Annotated in this window: 20 protein-coding genes; 7 read left to right on the forward strand and 13 right to left on the reverse strand. The window is 64.7% G+C overall.

What is annotated here, in order from left to right:
- The first annotated feature begins 52 nt into the window (after positions 1–52).
- A complete protein-coding gene (locus C3E77_RS13335; protein ID WP_108392214.1) occupies positions 53–910 on the forward strand; it encodes a helix-turn-helix domain-containing protein in 858 nt (285 codons plus the stop codon).
- 67 nt (positions 911–977) lie between these two features.
- Here the strand turns inward: C3E77_RS13335 and C3E77_RS13340 are convergent, their stop codons facing one another.
- Both C3E77_RS13340 and cynS read right to left on the reverse strand, forming a co-directional pair.
- A complete protein-coding gene (locus C3E77_RS13340; protein WP_108392216.1) occupies positions 978–1,805 on the reverse strand; it encodes a formate/nitrite transporter family protein in 828 nt (275 codons plus the stop codon).
- Between the two features lie 19 nt (positions 1,806–1,824).
- On the reverse strand, positions 1,825–2,277 hold the full coding sequence (cynS, locus tag C3E77_RS13345) for a cyanase (protein ID WP_108392218.1): 453 nt from the start codon (positions 2,275–2,277) through the stop codon (positions 1,825–1,827).
- 192 nt (positions 2,278–2,469) lie between these two features.
- Between cynS and C3E77_RS13350 the strand changes: the two genes are divergently transcribed.
- Positions 2,470–3,246, forward strand: a complete 777-nt coding sequence (locus tag C3E77_RS13350) for a helix-turn-helix transcriptional regulator (protein ID WP_162925013.1) — start codon at positions 2,470–2,472, stop codon at positions 3,244–3,246.
- Positions 3,247–3,262: 16 nt separating this feature from the next.
- Here the strand turns inward: C3E77_RS13350 and C3E77_RS13355 are convergent, their stop codons facing one another.
- The 5 genes from C3E77_RS13355 to C3E77_RS13375 all read right to left on the reverse strand — a co-directional run bounded on the left by C3E77_RS13355 (position 3,263) and on the right by C3E77_RS13375 (position 7,325).
- Positions 3,263–3,745 carry a DUF4259 domain-containing protein gene (locus C3E77_RS13355; protein ID WP_108392222.1) on the reverse strand — a complete coding sequence of 161 codons (483 nt, stop codon included), beginning with the start codon at positions 3,743–3,745 and terminating at the stop codon, positions 3,263–3,265.
- A 31-nt stretch (positions 3,746–3,776) separates the two neighbouring features.
- The gene (locus C3E77_RS13360) at positions 3,777–4,115 is read right to left on the reverse strand and encodes a DUF7882 family protein (RefSeq protein WP_108392224.1); all 339 of its coding nucleotides are present in this window, start codon (positions 4,113–4,115) and stop codon (positions 3,777–3,779) included.
- A gap of 80 nt (positions 4,116–4,195) precedes the next feature.
- Positions 4,196–5,590, reverse strand: a complete 1,395-nt coding sequence (locus C3E77_RS13365; RefSeq protein WP_108392226.1) for a pyridoxal phosphate-dependent decarboxylase family protein — start codon at positions 5,588–5,590, stop codon at positions 4,196–4,198.
- Between the two features lie 68 nt (positions 5,591–5,658).
- A complete protein-coding gene (nhaA, locus tag C3E77_RS13370; RefSeq protein WP_108392228.1) occupies positions 5,659–6,993 on the reverse strand; it encodes a Na+/H+ antiporter NhaA in 1,335 nt (444 codons plus the stop codon).
- 83 nt (positions 6,994–7,076) lie between these two features.
- Entirely contained in the window at positions 7,077–7,325 is a 249-nt protein-coding gene (locus C3E77_RS13375) for a hypothetical protein (protein ID WP_162925014.1), read from the reverse strand.
- A gap of 232 nt (positions 7,326–7,557) precedes the next feature.
- Here C3E77_RS13375 and C3E77_RS13380 point away from each other — a divergent pair, with 232 nt between their 5' ends.
- Positions 7,558–7,791 carry a PLDc N-terminal domain-containing protein gene (locus C3E77_RS13380; RefSeq protein WP_108392232.1) on the forward strand — a complete coding sequence of 78 codons (234 nt, stop codon included), beginning with the start codon at positions 7,558–7,560 and terminating at the stop codon, positions 7,789–7,791.
- A gap of 20 nt (positions 7,792–7,811) precedes the next feature.
- On the opposite strand, the gene C3E77_RS13385 is transcribed toward C3E77_RS13380, so the two are convergent.
- A complete protein-coding gene (locus tag C3E77_RS13385) occupies positions 7,812–8,660 on the reverse strand; it encodes a LuxR C-terminal-related transcriptional regulator (protein ID WP_108392234.1) in 849 nt (282 codons plus the stop codon).
- Positions 8,661–8,760: 100 nt separating this feature from the next.
- Between C3E77_RS13385 and hxlB the strand changes: the two genes are divergently transcribed.
- Together hxlB and hxlA are read left to right on the forward strand one after the other, a co-directional pair.
- Positions 8,761–9,357, forward strand: coding sequence for a 6-phospho-3-hexuloisomerase (gene hxlB, locus C3E77_RS13390; RefSeq protein WP_108392236.1), 597 nt, complete (start codon positions 8,761–8,763; stop codon positions 9,355–9,357).
- Between the two features lie 50 nt (positions 9,358–9,407).
- A complete protein-coding gene (gene hxlA / locus C3E77_RS13395) occupies positions 9,408–10,031 on the forward strand; it encodes a 3-hexulose-6-phosphate synthase (RefSeq protein WP_108392238.1) in 624 nt (207 codons plus the stop codon).
- A 274-nt stretch (positions 10,032–10,305) separates the two neighbouring features.
- On the opposite strand, the gene C3E77_RS13400 is transcribed toward hxlA, so the two are convergent.
- The 4 genes from C3E77_RS13400 to C3E77_RS13415 form a co-directional block, all read right to left on the reverse strand.
- Complete coding sequence (locus C3E77_RS13400) at positions 10,306–11,841, reverse strand: HNH endonuclease signature motif containing protein (protein WP_162925015.1); 1,536 nt, start codon at positions 11,839–11,841, stop codon at positions 10,306–10,308.
- Between the two features lie 444 nt (positions 11,842–12,285).
- On the reverse strand, positions 12,286–12,894 hold the full coding sequence (locus C3E77_RS13405; protein WP_146188134.1) for a hypothetical protein: 609 nt from the start codon (positions 12,892–12,894) through the stop codon (positions 12,286–12,288).
- Between the two features lie 85 nt (positions 12,895–12,979).
- Complete coding sequence (locus C3E77_RS13410) at positions 12,980–13,588, reverse strand: DUF2238 domain-containing protein (RefSeq protein ID WP_108392244.1); 609 nt, start codon at positions 13,586–13,588, stop codon at positions 12,980–12,982.
- Positions 13,551–14,435, reverse strand: a complete 885-nt coding sequence (locus C3E77_RS13415) for an endonuclease/exonuclease/phosphatase family protein (RefSeq protein WP_232529033.1) — start codon at positions 14,433–14,435, stop codon at positions 13,551–13,553. Before C3E77_RS13415 ends, C3E77_RS13410 begins: the two co-directional genes overlap by 38 nt.
- Positions 14,436–14,695: 260 nt before the next feature.
- Between C3E77_RS13415 and C3E77_RS13420 the strand changes: the two genes are divergently transcribed.
- Both C3E77_RS13420 and C3E77_RS13425 read left to right on the forward strand, forming a co-directional pair.
- Positions 14,696–15,541: an SDR family oxidoreductase gene (locus C3E77_RS13420; protein WP_108392246.1), complete on the forward strand. Its 846-nt coding sequence runs from the start codon at positions 14,696–14,698 to the stop codon at positions 15,539–15,541.
- 56 nt (positions 15,542–15,597) lie between these two features.
- Positions 15,598–16,062: a universal stress protein gene (locus tag C3E77_RS13425; protein ID WP_108392248.1), complete on the forward strand. Its 465-nt coding sequence runs from the start codon at positions 15,598–15,600 to the stop codon at positions 16,060–16,062.
- 10 nt (positions 16,063–16,072) lie between these two features.
- On the opposite strand, the gene C3E77_RS13430 is transcribed toward C3E77_RS13425, so the two are convergent.
- Positions 16,073–16,603: a DinB family protein gene (locus tag C3E77_RS13430; protein ID WP_108392250.1), complete on the reverse strand. Its 531-nt coding sequence runs from the start codon at positions 16,601–16,603 to the stop codon at positions 16,073–16,075.
- Positions 16,604–16,627: the final 24 nt, after the last annotated feature.

The raw sequence follows: 16,627 nt of genomic DNA on the forward strand, positions 1-16,627 counted from the left end.
GGGGTATGACAGGGCCCCCTCGCTCCGCGGCACACAGCCATAGGCTGGCGTCGTGAGCGAGACAACGAATCCCCTCGGCGCGTATCTGCGGGCGCGCCGCGAACTGGTGACCCCGCAGCAGGTCGGCATTCCCGACGGTGGAGTCCGTCGCGTGCCCGGGTTGCGGCGCGAGGAAGTCGCCATGCTTGCCGGCATCAGCGCCGACTACTACCTGCGCCTCGAGCGCGGTCGTGATCGCAACCCCTCGGCCCAGGTGCTTGAGTCAATAGCTCGCGTGCTGAACCTCAACGACGAGCACGTCTCCCACCTGCTGACACTGGTGGCGGATGCTCCGCGCCAGCGGAGACGCCAGCCACGGAAAGAGACGGTGCCGCCCGGCGCCCTCAAACTCCTCGACTCCCTCGCCCAGCCGGCATTCATCGAGGGCAGATACTTCGACGTACTGGCCTCGAATGCACTCGCCCGGGCGCTCTCCCCCGGACTCAACGTTGGCGGGAATCAACTCAGAGACCTGTTCCTCGATCAGGGCGAACAGGCGCTGCAGCCCGATTGGGAAGACCTCACCGAGTGCTTCATCGCGAATCTCCGGCAGGCCGTCGGCAACGACATCGATGATCCACGCTTCATCGAACTCACCGGCCAGCTCAGCCTCGCCAGCCCTCGCTTCCGCCAGCTCTGGGCCCGCCACGAGGTCCGTGGCCAGCACGGAACACTGGTTCGGTTCGACCACCCTCAAGTCGGCGAACTCGTCCTCAACCGGGAACGATTGAGCATCGGCGGCGCAGACGGCGTCATGCTTGTTGTCTTTCACCCTGACGCAGGGTCGAGTGATGCAGAAAAACTGGCGCTGCTGGCATCCGCGAGCGTACCCACGGCGGATCCGTCACATGAACTGCAGAGCCAGGACTAGCCGATGACACCCCGAGAGGAGCGGGGCTGGTGCGCCCCGCCCCTCTCGGTCGCCCACATTCACTGCGCTATTGCTTGACCTTGACACGCAGTTCGCGAAGCGGACCGGTCTTCACGTGGGTGGTGTAGATCATCAGCCCAACGAAGGTCAGGCCGCCGACGAGGTTGCCGAGCACCGTAGGAATCTCGTTCCAGATCAGATAATCGCCGATGGTGAAGTCTCCACCGAGCATGAGGCCGATCGGGAACAGGAACATATTCACCACGGAGTGCTCGAATCCCATGTAGAAGAACAGCATGATGGGCATCCACATAGCGATGACCTTGCCAGGGAGGCTGTCGGACATCATGGCTCCGACGACTCCGGTGGACACCATCCAGTTACAGAGCACTCCGCGAACGAAGAGGGTCAGCATGCCCGCGAAGCCGTGTTCGGCGTAGCCAACGGTTCGTCCTTCACCGATACCGCCGATCGCCTGCCCGACCTCGTTGACGTCCGCGGAGAAGCCGTAGGTGAAGACGATGGCCATGAGCAGCGCCGTGGTCAGGGCTCCGGCGAAATTACCGACGAAGACCAGACCCCAGTTTCGGAGCATCGCGCCCAGGCTCACCCCGGCACGCTTATCGAGCCAGGCCAGCGGGACCAGTGTGAAGACACCGGTCAGGAGATCGAATCCCAGCAGGTAAAGCATGCAGAATCCGACCGGGAACAGAACAGCGCCGAGGAGCGGTGAGCCCGTCTGGACGCTGATGGTGACGGCAAAGGCCGCGGCGAGCGCCAGGATGGCCCCGGCCATATAGCTGCGGATCAGCGTGTCGCGCGTCGACATCGCCACCTTGGACTGCCCGGCATCGATCATCCGGACAGCGAAGTCTTTCGGCGTTACATAAGTCATCAGAGTGCCCTCTCGTCCTTCACCACTGGTATTTCAGGAATTTGCCGTCGATGACGATGCGCACGCGATCGCCCTCGGGGTCCTCGCGACGCGACATCTCGACCTTGCAGTTGATCGCGCTCATGATGCCGTCGCCGAACTCCTCGTGAATCGCCTCTTTCAACGCCGGCCCGTACACGCCGAGCAGTTCGTAGAAGCGGTAGATGGTCGGGTCCGCTTTGAGCACGTCGCCCGCGATCCGATAGGGCTGCTCCTGGAGCGCGAGGACGGTTTCCTCGTCAAGGTCGAGCAACTGTCCTGCCTTCTGAGCGAGCTCGGCGGGCAGTGCGTGCGAACCCAGGAGCGCTGCAATGGTCCAGAGGAGCGGTCGGTCAAGCTCCTCTGCGAGGTCGGACCACGATGATTCCGAGCGGGCAACAGCCGTGCGGATGTTGTGGGTCGCCTCGTCGCGTCTGGCGTTCCAGTCAGTCATGTGTTCTCCTCGTGCGTGATGTGGGGAAATGCCTCAAGCCCACTTCAGCGACGTCGGGAACCTGCTCACAGGCTTTTCGCGCAGACGATAGAGCCAGCAGCGCAATGGGGAGACTCTTTTACCTCCGTGAAACACCTGCGCAATCCGCTCGCCGTTCCCGGCTCATACCGTTACAGCAGGTTGGAGGTCCCCATGATCGGCGTTGAGGTGCAACACGACGCGAACTTTCTGTCGCAGGTCCTTCACGACGCCCCGGTGCCCCTGTGGGTCATTGATGACCGGGGGCTCGTGGCCCTGGCGAACCGGGCGGCGATCCGCTTTCTTGGCTACCGTGACGGCGACGACGTCGTCGGCGGGCCGAGTCACGAGCTGCTGCACCCGCACCGTCCTGACGGATCTCCGTACCCGTGGCACGAGTGCCCGATCGTCGGCTCGACGGGGTCACACCTCGCGTCAGAGTGGTTCGTCACGCGCGCGGGCGATACGCGACTCGTTCACTGGTCAACCCGGCGTATTGGCGACGGGAGGGCGTCGACGCTCCTGAGCTTCAACGCACCCGACGACACCACAGCCATCCCCCACACTCGAGAGCAGAGGACTTCCGGCCTGCCACCGGTGATCAACCCACGGTTACCGTCGGACGTGACGCACGCACAACTTCGGGAGTCGATGCGCCGGTCGATCCGGGATCGATTCACCGACCCCGCGTTCTCGACGACGGATCTGGCAGCGGATGCCCACCTCTCCGTCCGATCGGTTCAGGCCATTTTCGCAGGCGGCGGTTCTTCACCAGCGGCAGAGATTCGTCGTCTTCGCCTCGACCACGCGCGCGCCATGCTCGAGGAAGGGCACACCGTTCAGGCAGCCTGCCAGACCTCGGGATTTCTCGATCCGGGCACGTTCGCCCGCACATTCCGGCAGCGGTTCGGGCTCGCTCCCAGCCAGGTTCAGCGCGCTGCGTCGCGGTGAACCGGTCGTACACCGCTTAGCTCTCCCGGTTGCCCTTGCCCCAGCCCCAGCCAGTCCGCTTCCTGGGCGCGGCGGGAGCGGGCGCGACCAGCGGGGGCAGCGAGAGCGCCTCTCGAATGCGCTGGTTGGCCTCGGCCCATTCATCCTCACCCGCATCGGCCCACAACTCTGCGAGTTCGCCGTCAGGGACCGTTGCGATGTCGAGGGCCCTCAGCGCGACGGAGGCGATCTCAGCGGGCGGGGCCGGGACGCGATCGACGAAGGCCGAAACGCTCTCGGTGTAGCTGTCGGACTGCGTTGGCCGCCCACGTTGATGTGCCACGACTTCAGCGGCGGCAATGACGGCGGTTGCCGCATCAGCGTCGACGGACGCGGGATCTTCGTCAAGCACGGCTTCAAGCGCCTCGAGGACAATATCCCAGCCCTCGGCACCGTCCAGCTCCCATGCCCAGTCAGCTGCGGCGTCATTGCCAAACGGTTGTCCACTCCAGGTTCCCATGAGGGAATCATAGGGGGAACACCGCGGCGGGCTACAGCCGCCCCACCCGCTCGTCGCGCACGTCGTCCTGCGCCGCGATCGGTTCACTGATCAGCCGCAGCCCCGAATCGGTGTTGGACGACGCGGTGAGCGCGCTGATCCAGTCGAGATTGATGTTGGGCAGTCTCGATTCGTCGTACCGGAAATAAAGCGAAATTCCCGGAGCGATCCACAGGCTCCCCGGAGGTCCGCCAGCGCCGTCAGGCAGCTTCCAGCGGAAGGGAAAGCTCTCGCCCCGCCTGAGCTTCGCACCGATCACGATCTGGAGGTGCGCGAGCGTGCGATCGTCAAGGTTGATGCTCGTCGTCGAATCGTAAACAAGCCGTCCCACCAGGACCCCCTACCCGGCGGGCACGGGACTCGCCGTTGCCCCGAGACTACTCCCGGGCAGGCTGACCGGAAAGACCGGGCTCAGGTGGACGATGCGACCTCGAAGGCGTGTCGAACCGCCTCGATCGATGTGGCAATGTCATCGGCATCCGTCGACCAGTTGCTCACCGAGATACGCAGGATGTCCCTGCCCTGCCAGTGCGAACCGGACATCCACACCGAGCCATCGGCGATGAGCTGCTCGGTGACCCTGCGGGTGAGGTCGTCTGGACCGAAAGCAAGGCAGACCTGGGTGAAGACGACATCGTTGAGCACTTCGATGCCAGGCACGCGAGAGAGCCCGGCGGCGAGCTCGGCCGCGGTGTCGACGAGCCGTTCGACGAGTGCGACGGTGCCTGACCGGCCCAGCGAGCGCAACGCAGCCCATACCGGCACTCCGCGGGCGCGGCGGGAGAGTTCGGGAACCTTTTCCCACGGGTCACCCGGCCCCCTGGCGTCATCGTGGATCAGGTAGTCGGTGTGGATGCCGAACGTGCTGCGGAGTACCGAGGGCTTCGCGACGATGGCGATTCCACAGTCGTACGGAACGTTGAGGGTCTTGTGGGCGTCGGTCGCCCAGGAATCCGCCCTGTCGATTCCGTCGAGCGTGCTCCGGTAGCGCGGACTCGCGGCGGCCCAGAGTCCGAACGCCCCATCAACGTGCACCCAGGCGCCGTGTTCGTGGGCCACTCGGATGGTCTCGGCCAACGGGTCGAACGCTCCTGAGTGCAGGTTTCCCACCTGGAGACAGACGATCACCGGGCCGTCGACGCTGGCGAGAGCATCCGTCAACGCGGACGTGATCAGCCTGCCCTGGTCGTCGGATGCGACAGCGGTCGGGGCGCCGAGGCCGAGGTACCGGAGAGCGAGGTCGACCGACGCGTGTCGTTCCTGTCCCACGAGCACGGTGACCGGTGGGCCACCAGCCAGGCCGTTCGTGTCGAGGTCCCAGCCGACGGTATCCAGAACCGCTTTTCGACCCGCAGCGAGACCGACGAAGTTTGCGACAGTGCCACCCGTGGTGAAGCCGACGTCTGCTGTCGCCGGGAGGCCGAGCAGATCGAGGATCCAGTCCCCCGCCGCTTGCTCGATGGCGGCCGTGGCGGGGGAAGCGTAACGGAGTGCGGTGTTCTGGTCCCAGGCGCTGACGAGCCAGTCCGACGCGAGTGCGGCGGGAAGCGTTCCGCCGATCACCCAGCCGTAGAACCGGCCGGACGGCATCGCCATGAGGCCGGGTTCGGCGAAGCCGGCCAGCTCATCGACAACCGCCGCCGGATCGGTTGGGCCGGCCGGCAGCGGAATCGAGAAGTGTTCGGCGACCTGATCTGCGGTGCGCTGTGGCCGAACCTGGCGCGTTGGCAGTGACGCGAGCCACTCCAGGGAGTGCTCCCGTGCGCGGTCGAGAGGTTGGCGGTAGGCGTCAGGAAGTGCAGCCACAGTCAGAGGCTAGACCTGCGCGGACTCGGCGCAACACCCCCCCCTGCGTCGGTATCTTGAGCCGAGGCTCAGTGTCCGCCGCCCTGGTACACGTCGGGCGTCCCGTCGTTGTCCGCGTCCACGCGCTCCTCGGCTTCGATTTGCTTGTACCTGCGGTTCCGAATGCGCAGCACAACAGTGGCGAGCAGCGCGGCCAGAACGGATGCCGTCAAAATCGCAACTTTTGCGTGGTCGTTTTCGAGGCTGCCGAATCCGAAACTCAGCTCGGCGATGAGAAGCGACACGGTGAAACCGATCCCGGCGAGCAGGCCGACACCGAACAGGTCCACCCACCGGAACGATGGGTCGAGCCTCGCCCGGGTGAATTTCGAGACCAGCCACGTTGTTCCCAGGATTCCGATGGGCTTTCCGGCGACGAGGGCAATGATGATGCCTATCGTTACCGGGTCCATCAGGGCCGACGTGAAGCCGTCAACGCCACCAATCGCAACACCAGCGGAGAAGAAGGCGAAAACGGGCACGGCGAACCCGGCGGAGATCGGCCGGAACCGGTGCTCGAAGATCTCGGACAGGCCGGGCCCGGCTTCCGGTCCGCCGCTGGCCTTGCTCCTGATCACCGGGATCGCGAAGCCAAGCAGGACACCCGCGATCGTTGCGTGAATCCCGGATGCGTGGAGCAGCGCCCACGTGACGACGCCGATGGGCAGCAGGATGAACCATGCCGCCGCAGGCTTCAGCCCGAAGAATCGCCGGTACTTCTGCGCGAGGAAGGTGTACAGGGCAAGCGGAATCAGCGTGAGACCCAGAGCCACCACGTTGATGTCCGTCGTGTAGAACACGGCAATGATCAGGATGGCGATCAGGTCGTCGACGACGGCGAGGGTCAGGAGGAAGATCCGCAGCGCACTTGGCAGGTGGGAGCCGACGATAGCAAGGACGGCCACAGCGAAGGCGATGTCTGTCGCGGTGGGGATCGCCCATCCACCGATTGTGGCGTCGTTTCCCCAGTTGATAGCGACGTAGATGAGCGCGGGAACAACAACGCCACCGACGGCAGCCGCCACCGGAATGACGGCCTTGCGGAAGTCACGCAGATCACCCGCAACCAGTTCCCGCTTCAGCTCGAGGCCGACGAGAAAGAAGAACACGGCGAGCAGCCCGTCGGATGCCCAGGCCCCGAGACTCAGTTCGAGGTGCCAGGGCTCGTAACCGATCTTGAAGTCGCGCAGGGCAAAGTAACCGTCAGAGGCGGGAGAGTTCGCCCAGATCAGGGCGATAAGCGCCGCGGCGACCAGGAGCATTCCGCCGACAGTTTCCTTGCGGAGGATGGTCGCGATTCTGCTCGCTTCGGCGTAGCTGCCCCGCGACAATACGTTGGGACGGTCTGGCGGCACGGTTGCCATGGAAACTCCTTGAAATTGGGTCGTTGATCGATCTTGCCGACCAGACTTCCCGGCGCACCACCTCGATACTATCCGGCCCGGCCTCACGGCGCGGGTTGCCCGGAAGGCTCCACGAGCGCATCAAGCGCGGCCTGTAGCGTGTCGAAGCGCTCCCAGCCAGGTCCCTGTTGCAGACGCACCAGTTCGTAAACGTTCGCCGTTCTGCCGATGTAGCCCAGCATCCGTCTGGCGTCGCTCTGACGGAACCGCCCATCGCACACCCTCCACTCGTGGTCGCTGATGGCGAGAATTTCCAGCACCGGCTTCGCTTCAACATTCCGGGGTACCGGCACTCACTTCTCCACTTCTTCATCAGCGAAACCGCTGCGACTTGCCCGCGAGGGTCTCCTACCGTAGGTTCACAACACAACTCGCGGCAGGACCTTGACATCGGTCGGCAGGGAGGTCCGGGCGCGTCTCTCTGGAGCGACCCACTGGGCCACTGCGTCCCGTCCATCGGGCATCAGGGTTGACCAGGACCGCCCGTGGCCCTAGCTTGAGAGCCACCAGCCGAAGGAGAAAACCATGAATGCTGACATCGTTCTTGCCTGGCTGGTCGCTGGTCTCGCGGGCGCGGCATATCTGGCCGCTCTCGCTTACGGCGTCGTGCAGGTCGTTCGGACCCGCGACCTTTCGCGCGGCGAGCGAAACCTCTGGATCATCGGGTTTCTCGTCTCTCCGCTTATCGCAGCGCTCGTCTGGTTCTTTGCCGGCCCACACCCCTGGGGTCTGCGATGGGGTACTCCGGCCTTCCGCTGATCCGCGCGATCGACGGCAGGCTACTGACGCGGCCGCGTTGACGCGGCGGCGATCGCCGTCAACTCACCGCGCGTGCGGACCCCGGCTTTGCGGAGCAGGTTCGATACGTGGAACTTCACTGTGTTGTCGGTGATGCCCAGCTGAGCAGCGATCGCACGGTTGCGCGCACCCGATGCCACCAGTCGAAGCACGTCCCGTTCGCGCGGGCTGAAGTCGGCGGAATCCTCGAGCGGTTCCGTCTCGGCGGGCGGGTCAAGTGGGAGTCGGATCGCGAGCGTCGTCCCCCAGCCCGTTGTCGATGACACGTCGAGGCCGCCGTCGAGTGCGGAGACCCGTTCCGCGATGGGGCGCAGCGAGTCGTCGTGGGCGCTGATCCTGCCCTCGCCGTCATCCCGGATGTCGATCAGCAGGTTGAGGCCGTCACAATCCCATTGGATGCGCACACGTTTGGCGTCTTCCTGATCCACGAGGGCAAGCACCGCGCTTCGTACGATCGCCCGCGCCGCGTGGGCAACCTCTCCGGGCAGCGCACGACCCCCGGTGGGTGGTTCGACGAACTGCACGTCGAGCCCGCCGAACCGGGCAAGCGGGCGCAGGTCGGATCGAAGCCGGGCGAACGCGCCGTCCACGGGTTCGAGCATGGTGCCGCGCTGCTGGTCGGTGGTGCTGCGCAACTCGATCAGCGATGAGGATGCCAGGTCGATCGCCGTCGTTCGGCTCGCGCGGTCATCCAGGCGCGCTGAGCGGAGAACCGCAAGGATCGACTCAAGGGTCACGGCGTGCCGGTCGGCCTGTTCGGCTACAGCCTGCGCGTGCTCGAGCTGGAGCCTTCGGGGTACAGGGGTTGGCTGATCGCTGTCGATTGTCACCGGTTCAACCTACCCAGAGAACCTGTACCTCCCCCGATGGGTAGGCCGCCTGCACGGGCGGGCGGGGGCCACGGAGCCGCCGTCTGGACACGATGGATCAATGACGAATTCCGAGACGGCGACGATCCCGAACACCGAGGTGACGGCATCCCTCGCCACGATCATGCGGGAACTCACCGCAACGGCAGATGCGATTGCCGAACTCGGCACCGACGATCTCGCGGCTATTGCGAAGGCGCTACACGGCGCCCGTCGGGTTTTCGTACTGGGAGCGGGGCGATCGGGACTGGCGTTGCACATGACCGCGATGCGCCTGATGCACCTCGGCCTCAGCGTCCATGTCGTCGGCGAAGTAACAGCTCCGGCGATCGGCCCGGGCGATGTCCTCGTGACGGCGAGCGGTTCGGGAACAACGCCGGCGATAATTCGCGGGGCGGATGCTGCCGCGAACGCCGGTGCATCCGTGGTCGCCATCACCACGGCCGCTGATTCTCCGCTGGCTGCTCTCGCCACGGTGGTCATGGTTGTGCCGGCGGCGGGCAAGCTCGACCGTTCCGGTTCAGTCTCGGGCCAGTACGCCGGAAGCCTGTTCGAGCAGACCGTCATGGTTGTGGGAGACGCCCTGTTTCACACCCTCTGGCTTCGCTCCGGTCAGAGCGCAGACGATCTCTGGCCACGCCACGCAAATCTTGAATGACCGATCCCTGCACTTGCACGCGATCACATCACCAAAAGAAGGAACACACTATGAAGCTTCAGTTCGCTATGGACACCCTGACCACCGAGGCCGCCCTTGAACTCGCCGCAGCTGCCGCGCCGCACGTCGACATCCTCGAACTTGGTACTCCCCTCATCAAGAGCGCCGGTCTCCCCGCGATCACCGCGGTGAAGGCGGCGCACCCGGACAAGGTCGTTTTCGCGGACCTCAAGACGATGGATGCCGGTGAGCTCGAAGCTGACATCGCGTTCACGGCCGGAGCCGACCTCGTCACGGTGCTCGGTGTTGCCGGTGACAGCACGATCGCCGGAGCTGTGAAGGCCGCGCAGAAGCACGGCAAGGGCATCGTCGTCGACCTTATCGGTGTGGCGGACAAGCCTGCCCGTGCACGCGAGGTCATTGCACTCGGCGCCGAGTTCGTGGAGATGCACGCGGGACTCGACGAGCAGGCTGAAGAAGGCTTCACGTTCGACACGCTTCTGCGTGATGGAGAAGCGTCTGGGACACCGTTCTCCGTCGCGGGCGGGGTCAATGTCACGACGATTGCTTCGGTTCAGGCATCCGGTGCGCAGGTTGCCGTTGCTGGCGGAGCGATCTACGGAGCCCCCGACGTCGGAGCAGCTGCGGCCGCGCTGCGTGCAGCGATCGTCTAGAGATTTCTGAGCGGGGCACCATCCCGGCACCCGGCACCCGGCACCCGGAACCCGGAACCCGGCACCCAGCACCCGGCACCCGGCACCCGGCACCCGGCACCCGGCACGAGCGTTCATGCGCACGTACCGGGTGCTGTGCTGTCTGGAGCCGAAGCCGTCCGATGCATCCGTACCATCCCTGTACCCGGCACTTTTTCGAAGTCCGGCACTCGGCAGGGCGTTCGCGCGCACGTGCCGGGTCTCGTGTTACCTGGAACCGGAAGTTCGGCGCCGGTCACTGGAAGTATGGTTTGCGGCGGATCCACTCGGCGATGGTGACCTTCGGTTTACCGTTAACCATCGTGACCGTGAACACTCCGGTGTCGACCATGCGGTGGTGGAACCAGCAGAACAACACACCATTGTCGATATGGGTAGGCCCACCCTCCGCGTGGGGAACGACGTGGTGCGCTTCGCAGCCGGTCGCCGGGATCTGACAGTCCGGCATCCCACAGGTCGGACCGTCACGGGCGATCATCCCCATCCGCTGCGACCGGTTGAACCCGCGCTGGTCATTGCCGAGGGCGACGACGGTGCCGTCGGGGTCGATGAACACCGGGATGATGCTCGCGTCACAGAGAATTTGGGTGATCGTTGATGCCGCGACCGGAGCGTTCACTCCAACGATCTGGCCGGTACCGGACTTCGAGTCGATGACCTCCGCGTTCACGGTGACCACGACCGTGGGCGCTGCCCCGGTGACACTGGGTGCGTCGGCGGAGCGGGCGAGGGCGTCGATCATCGACGCGAACACGTCAGCGCGTTGCTGCCCAGCGGTCCGTCGGGCCCGGATTGGCTCCTCGCTCTCCTCGCCAGGGTTCCCGCCGGGGCCTTGGGCCGGGTTATCGGTGTCTGGGTTGGTGCTGGCCACGGTTGGCGACGCGGCGGATCCGAAGGCACCCGTGTCGCCAACCCCGGTTCCGCCAGCCCCGCCGCCCGTTCCATCAGCAGTGCCCGCGCCCGCATCAGTGACCATCGGGTCGTATCGGTCCGCGGTCTTGGGGTTCAGCACCGCATCCAACAAGGCATGGAGTTTCGCTCCCACATCAACGGTGACCTGGCCACCGAACTTCACCAACCCATCCTTCGCCGCACGAGCGATCCAGAAATCGCGTTTCTGGAACGCTTTGTCGGTGTTGGGTTCAATCCCGTCTTCGTCCAACCGGTCCCGCCACTGCCGAGCCTGAATACCCACCAAATCGGCCGACATGGGCAACCCGTCGCGCCAGCCCGCACCGACCGCCTCACTGACCAAAGTGCGTTCCGCAATCGTCAGGTGCTCCACTTCTGCGCGTGGTGCGGCGAGGGACAGTTCCCGGGTGATGACTTCGGCGGTCTCTACCCCGATCAGGCCCTGCCGGAATGCTTCCCCGACCACCGGGAACAACGGCGGAAGCGGGAACCCGGCATCGGTCTGGCGGCGGCAGGTGCGCTGCCCTACCCGGATCAACCGTGATGCGGCAGCGGAGGACACCCCGGTGATCACCTCGATCAGGTGTGACGGGCGCTGGTAGTTGTGCTTCACGGCCAACCCGTCGTTGCCGCGGGCAGGATCAGACCGGTCAGCAACCTCGGCACTGAACGCCGCAAGGACCGCTTCGCCGGCGCGCACCACCCCCGCGACCTGGCCCAGCTGCGTCAGCAGTTGTTCGCCGGTCAACCGATCGAGGTGATCCAGATCGAGAACACTGACCACCTGGCCCAGGTGCGTGAGCAACCCGGTGAGCGCACTCTCACCCTCCGGCACCGATGCCGGCGGAAAGTCGCTCACCGCGAAGCTCATGACACCCGCACACCCCCACCAGTCAGGCCATCCGAGCCAAAGACAGAAGGCACGGCCACACCCGAGTTCACTCCACCAGAACGGTGGCGGATCGGACTGCTGACCGGGATGTTCATGACTTCAGTACACACCCAACCACTGACATTGGCCTACAGCAACGACGGCGCCCCGCCCGGGCCGCTGCAGGCATCCGAACACCGCACCAGAACGGTGGCGGATCGTGTGGTTGACCGGGATGTTCATGACTTCAGTACACACCCAACCACTGACACTGACCTGCCGCACCGATGGCACCGCGCCCGGGCCGCTGCAGGCATCCGGACGCCGCGCCAGAACGGCGGCGGATCGTGTGGCTGACCAGGATATTCATGACTTAACTACACACCCAACCATTGACATCGGCGCTGGCCGCGCCCTCCACGAGCACTCGGCTCAGTCGCCCGCAATCTGCAGGTCAGCCAAAACGTCCTTCTTGAAGTCACTGATCCGTTTCGCCCGCAACTTCTCGTATTTCGGATCGTTGTCGCGAACGTACCCCGTGTTCCGCAGCCTCGACCGCAACTCCCGGCCGATCTCCTCCCACGCGTCGTCTCGCGCGTGTTCCACGACCTCGCGAATCCGGTCAGGATTATCGGCCTCGGCCCTCAGTGCATCGGCGAGCGCGCGATGCACCTGGGGCCGCCTCCTGTGCTCTTCATCAAAGTCATCTTCATCGATGAATGGGTCCGCCAGGTCTGCGTCTCCCACCGAATAGGCGTGATGCCCCAGCCTGTCCAGCCGTTCCGCGGTCGACGCATTCTCCTCTGCGGCCGCGAGAAATTCCTGGCGGGCAGCTTCACCGAGCGACTCTGCGTCGAACTTGCGGTCATCGCGGAGCGCTCCGACAATCAGCTTGTTCTTGATGGCCATCCGCACCGACGACGCCGTGATGAGTACGCCTTCGTCGACAACCCTGCTGATGGGTGCGATCGGCTCCTCGGGTGGGGGCTTATAGGTGCCGACACTCACACGTTTGGGGCGGCGACGACGGAATATGGACACCGGTCAATTGTCTCGCGAACCCTCTCGCGGTGCACCTTTCGTTCGAGAGTGGCGTATCGGAAAGAGACAAGGTAATCGGATGCCGCTACTCGCCTCGATTCGCCCCCGCGAGGAAGCGCATTGAACACCCAGCGATCAGCGAACCGACACCACCGGCGGCGATATCCCCAATGGTGTCGGTGTATGACACGTAGATGGATTCGTCGAGGAAGTTATGCCCAAACCACTCCCACATCTCCCACACCGCCCCGAGCGCAAGCCCGAAAGCCGTTGTCAGGCTGACAGTGAGCACAAACCGATACCGTGACTCCGCATCGACGAGTGAAACCCCGAGCTGCGCGCAGAGTACCCAGGCGAGCGCCGCGATCAGACCGTTGAGGGTGCAGTGGACAACGATGTCCCACCACGAAATCGCCTGGTAGAGCTGGAGCACAGCACTCCACGCCGCCACGAGAACGGCGATGCAGACAGCGAGATCGAGGGTTGCTCGCGCACCGAGGAACCGCGGCAGAACTACGCCGAGCATGGACAACGCGAACACCGCCATGGCGACAAAGCCCCAACCGAAGGCAACGACGACCAGGCTCACCAGCCCGACAACGCGGAGGAAATCGGCGGCGTGCTCTCCCGTGGTGCGAGCGGGGCGGAGGAAGTTCTCAACCAGTCGATGATGAAACAGTGTCGCGTGGGGCACTCTCGCTTCTTCTCCTCATCCGCAGGACTGCCTGCACAGGTTCGTGGTCGGATGCCGCGGCGCCGGCATAACGGACCGCGTTGATTGCAACCGACTCCACCGCGACAGCGTCGTTCACGAGGATCCAGTCGATGCGTTTACCTCCCCGCCGTGGCGGGCGGTATCCGGAATATGTCGCCCATCCCTCCGTGAGGCGGTGCTCCGCGATAACCCAGCTGTCCTGGAGTGCGCCCTCTCGCGTCATGTAGCGATACGGCAGCGACCGCGGTGTCGTGTTCATGTCGCCCATGACAATCGCGGCAGCGGGCGCTTGTGAAGCCAGCTCGCTCACCATGCGCGCCGACCGTTCACGGGATTTGCGCGAGTAGTGATCGAAGTGCGTATTGATCATCCGTATCGGCAGCCCGGTGGCAAGGTCGACGAAATCTGCGACAACAGCAATGCGCGGGATCAGGTTTCCCCACGATCGTGAGCCAGGTACCTCCGGGGTGTCCGAGAGGGCGAGCTGCTTCCACGACTGCAGTCGCAGCCGCTCGGAGTCAAAGAAAATGGGAATGTGTTCGCCGCCGTGGTCTGCGTTCCTGCCGTACCCGACCCACTGCCAGAACGGCCCAAAGGCTGCGCGCAGAAAGTGCAACTGGTCCGGCATGACCTCCTGCATCCCAATTACCGAGGGTTGCTCGCTGGCAAGCAGGCGGACAGCGAGCCATTTCCGGTCCTCCCACCGGTCAGGATGCCGTCGCGCCATATGCGGAAACGGCCTGCGGATGTTCCAGCACATGACGTGCAACCGAGCCGGGCCGATCGGACCGATCAGGGCGGGGTCGGCCGCTGACAGGTCGCTCACGACCGCGCACCTCCCCGCACGCGACGAAACACGCTCATCATCGCCCGCTCATCATCATGGTCATCCGGTCAGGTTATCCGCGTCCCAAGTACGCCGCTACAGCCTTTTGATTGGTTGCGGGGAGCACTGATGTGTTGAGCAGGGACGGTTTCTGTCAACCCACCGGGAGAGATGCCCGATCGGCATAGGCTGCTCGACAAGCACACCGGCACGAGAGCCGGCCGGAACGCCGGGCACCGCCCACCAGGAATCGAGGCAGCATGACCGCACGAACAGTCGTCATCACCGGAGCGAGCGATGGCATCGGCGCTGAGGCCGCCCGCCGGCTGCACGAGGCGGGCGACACCGTCATCGTCGTCGGCCGGTCGCCGGAGAAGACGAAGGCCGTTGCCAACGAGCTGAAAGTGGCATCCTTCACCGCAGATTTCTCGCAACTCGACGACGTCAGGAAGCTGGCCGCTGCCCTCCGCGACAACTACGAACGGATCGACGTTCTTGCCAACAACGCTGGCGGGATCTTCGGGCCGCGGCAACTGACCGTCGACGGAAACGAGACGACTTTCCAGGTCAACCACCTCGCACCCTTCCTCCTCACCCACCTGCTGATGGACCGCCTGATCGAGAGCAGGGGGCGCATCATCAACACCTCGAGCATCGCGAACACGCGATTTGCGAAGTTCGACATCAACGACCTCAACATGGACCACGGATACTCGGAGAACCGCGCGTATGGGAACGCGAAACTCGCAAACATCCTGTTCACCACCGAACTGCACAGGCGTTTCTCTGATTCGGGAATCTCGACAGCGGCCTTTCACCCCGGTGTCGTCGCAACGAGCTTCGCCACCGGATCGACGACCGCAATGCGCCACATTTACCGCAGCGTTTTCCGGTTCCTGCTGATTTCTCCCGAACAGGGAGCAGACACCCTGGTCTGGCTCGCGCAGTCGATCCCGGGTGTCGATTGGGTCTCCGGTGCGTACTACGCCAAGCGCCAGATCGCCAAGGCGAATCCGCTCGCATACGACGCGGCGCTTGCCGCCGAGCTGTGGGAGAAGAGCGAGAGGCTCGTCGGGATTTCCAGCGGGTCCGCCGAGCGACCCTGACGATTTCCGGACGATCGGCCCTAACGCTTCACGGTCGAACGGAGAATACTGACGGCATGAGCGACAGCGAATCAACACCATCGGCCGACCCCACTGCAACCCGAACCCGCCCGATAGTGGTGGGGATCGACGGCTCAGAGCTGTCGATCAAGGCCCTCCGTCATGCGCGGCGGCTCGGGGAGGCGCTCGATGCCCCACTCGAGGCTGTCGCCGTATGGCAGCAGGCCCACTCCCTCTACGATTTTTACCAGGCAGAGTCAGGCTGGACTCCGGAGAAAGAGGTGGAGAAACTTATCGGTGACGCGGTCATCTCCGCATTTGGAGAGGATCGCCCCCACGGGTTCACCCAAACGGTCCTCAAGGGCCCTCCCGCCCGCACGCTCATCGGCCACAGCGCCGACGCCGAAATGCTCGTCCTCGGTTCCCGCGGCTACGGTGGCTTCACCGGGCTGCTCGTCGGGTCAGTGAGCACGGCGTGCGTCGCACACGCGACGTGTCCCGTGCTCATCGTTCACGGCTAACCGCGAGCGATCAGACAGCGCGTCGCGCGGTCACGTCCCACAGATGGTGGATTGGATCGTGGACGAGGTAACGTCCGAGCGTCTCGACGCTGAACACAGCACCGTCGCTGCGACGGCCGGTTCGGGATGCCGCGTCACGCGGAACTGCCTCGAAAGCGTCGGCCAGCTGATTCCCCGCTGAGACGAGCTCAGCGGACACGAAAGCGGGATCGAGTTCCGCGTATCGTTCGGCGACGGCTGTGGCATCCTGGTCCCAGTTCTCGAACAGCGGATTGTCGTCGGAAAGCATCGCCGCGAGGCGCGAGGCAAAGATCCGGAACACATCCCTGACGTGGGCCGCATACTCGAGCGGTGACCAGGTGCTGTCATCGGGACGAACCCGCACCAGGTCATCGCGCAGCACCGCGGGCCATGCCGCTGTGTTCTCGCGAAGAATGCCCGGCACATCGGCGAGCCGTACTGAGCTCGTATCGAGACCGCACTCGGGGCACGGGCGCTCGAGCACCCAGGTCCAGTTCTTGGTGTCAGGAACGATAGCCATGACCCCACCCTAGGCCGAGACCCT

The sequence above is a fragment of the Mycetocola zhujimingii genome, assembly GCF_003065425.1.
GTDB classification, from domain to species: domain Bacteria; phylum Actinomycetota; class Actinomycetes; order Actinomycetales; family Microbacteriaceae; genus Mycetocola_A; species Mycetocola_A zhujimingii.

What these genes read in the sequence shown, in the direction of transcription:
- nhaA (WP_108392228.1), bottom strand. Translation starts at nt 6,993, where the DNA reads ATGGCAACCGTGCCGCCAGACCGTCCCAACGTATTGTCGCGGGGCAGC.
- hxlB (WP_108392236.1), top strand. Translation starts at nt 8,761, where the DNA reads ATGACGAATTCCGAGACGGCGACGATCCCGAACACCGAGGTGACGGCA.
- hxlA (WP_108392238.1), top strand. Translation starts at nt 9,408, where the DNA reads ATGAAGCTTCAGTTCGCTATGGACACCCTGACCACCGAGGCCGCCCTT.
- C3E77_RS13380 (WP_108392232.1), top strand. Translation starts at nt 7,558, where the DNA reads ATGAATGCTGACATCGTTCTTGCCTGGCTGGTCGCTGGTCTCGCGGGC.
- C3E77_RS13425 (WP_108392248.1), top strand. Translation starts at nt 15,598, where the DNA reads ATGAGCGACAGCGAATCAACACCATCGGCCGACCCCACTGCAACCCGA.
- cynS (WP_108392218.1), bottom strand. Translation starts at nt 2,277, where the DNA reads ATGACTGACTGGAACGCCAGACGCGACGAGGCGACCCACAACATCCGC.
- C3E77_RS13430 (WP_108392250.1), bottom strand. Translation starts at nt 16,603, where the DNA reads ATGGCTATCGTTCCTGACACCAAGAACTGGACCTGGGTGCTCGAGCGC.
- C3E77_RS13350 (WP_162925013.1), top strand. Translation starts at nt 2,470, where the DNA reads ATGATCGGCGTTGAGGTGCAACACGACGCGAACTTTCTGTCGCAGGTC.
- C3E77_RS13340 (WP_108392216.1), bottom strand. Translation starts at nt 1,805, where the DNA reads ATGACTTATGTAACGCCGAAAGACTTCGCTGTCCGGATGATCGATGCC.
- C3E77_RS13355 (WP_108392222.1), bottom strand. Translation starts at nt 3,745, where the DNA reads ATGGGAACCTGGAGTGGACAACCGTTTGGCAATGACGCCGCAGCTGAC.
- C3E77_RS13420 (WP_108392246.1), top strand. Translation starts at nt 14,696, where the DNA reads ATGACCGCACGAACAGTCGTCATCACCGGAGCGAGCGATGGCATCGGC.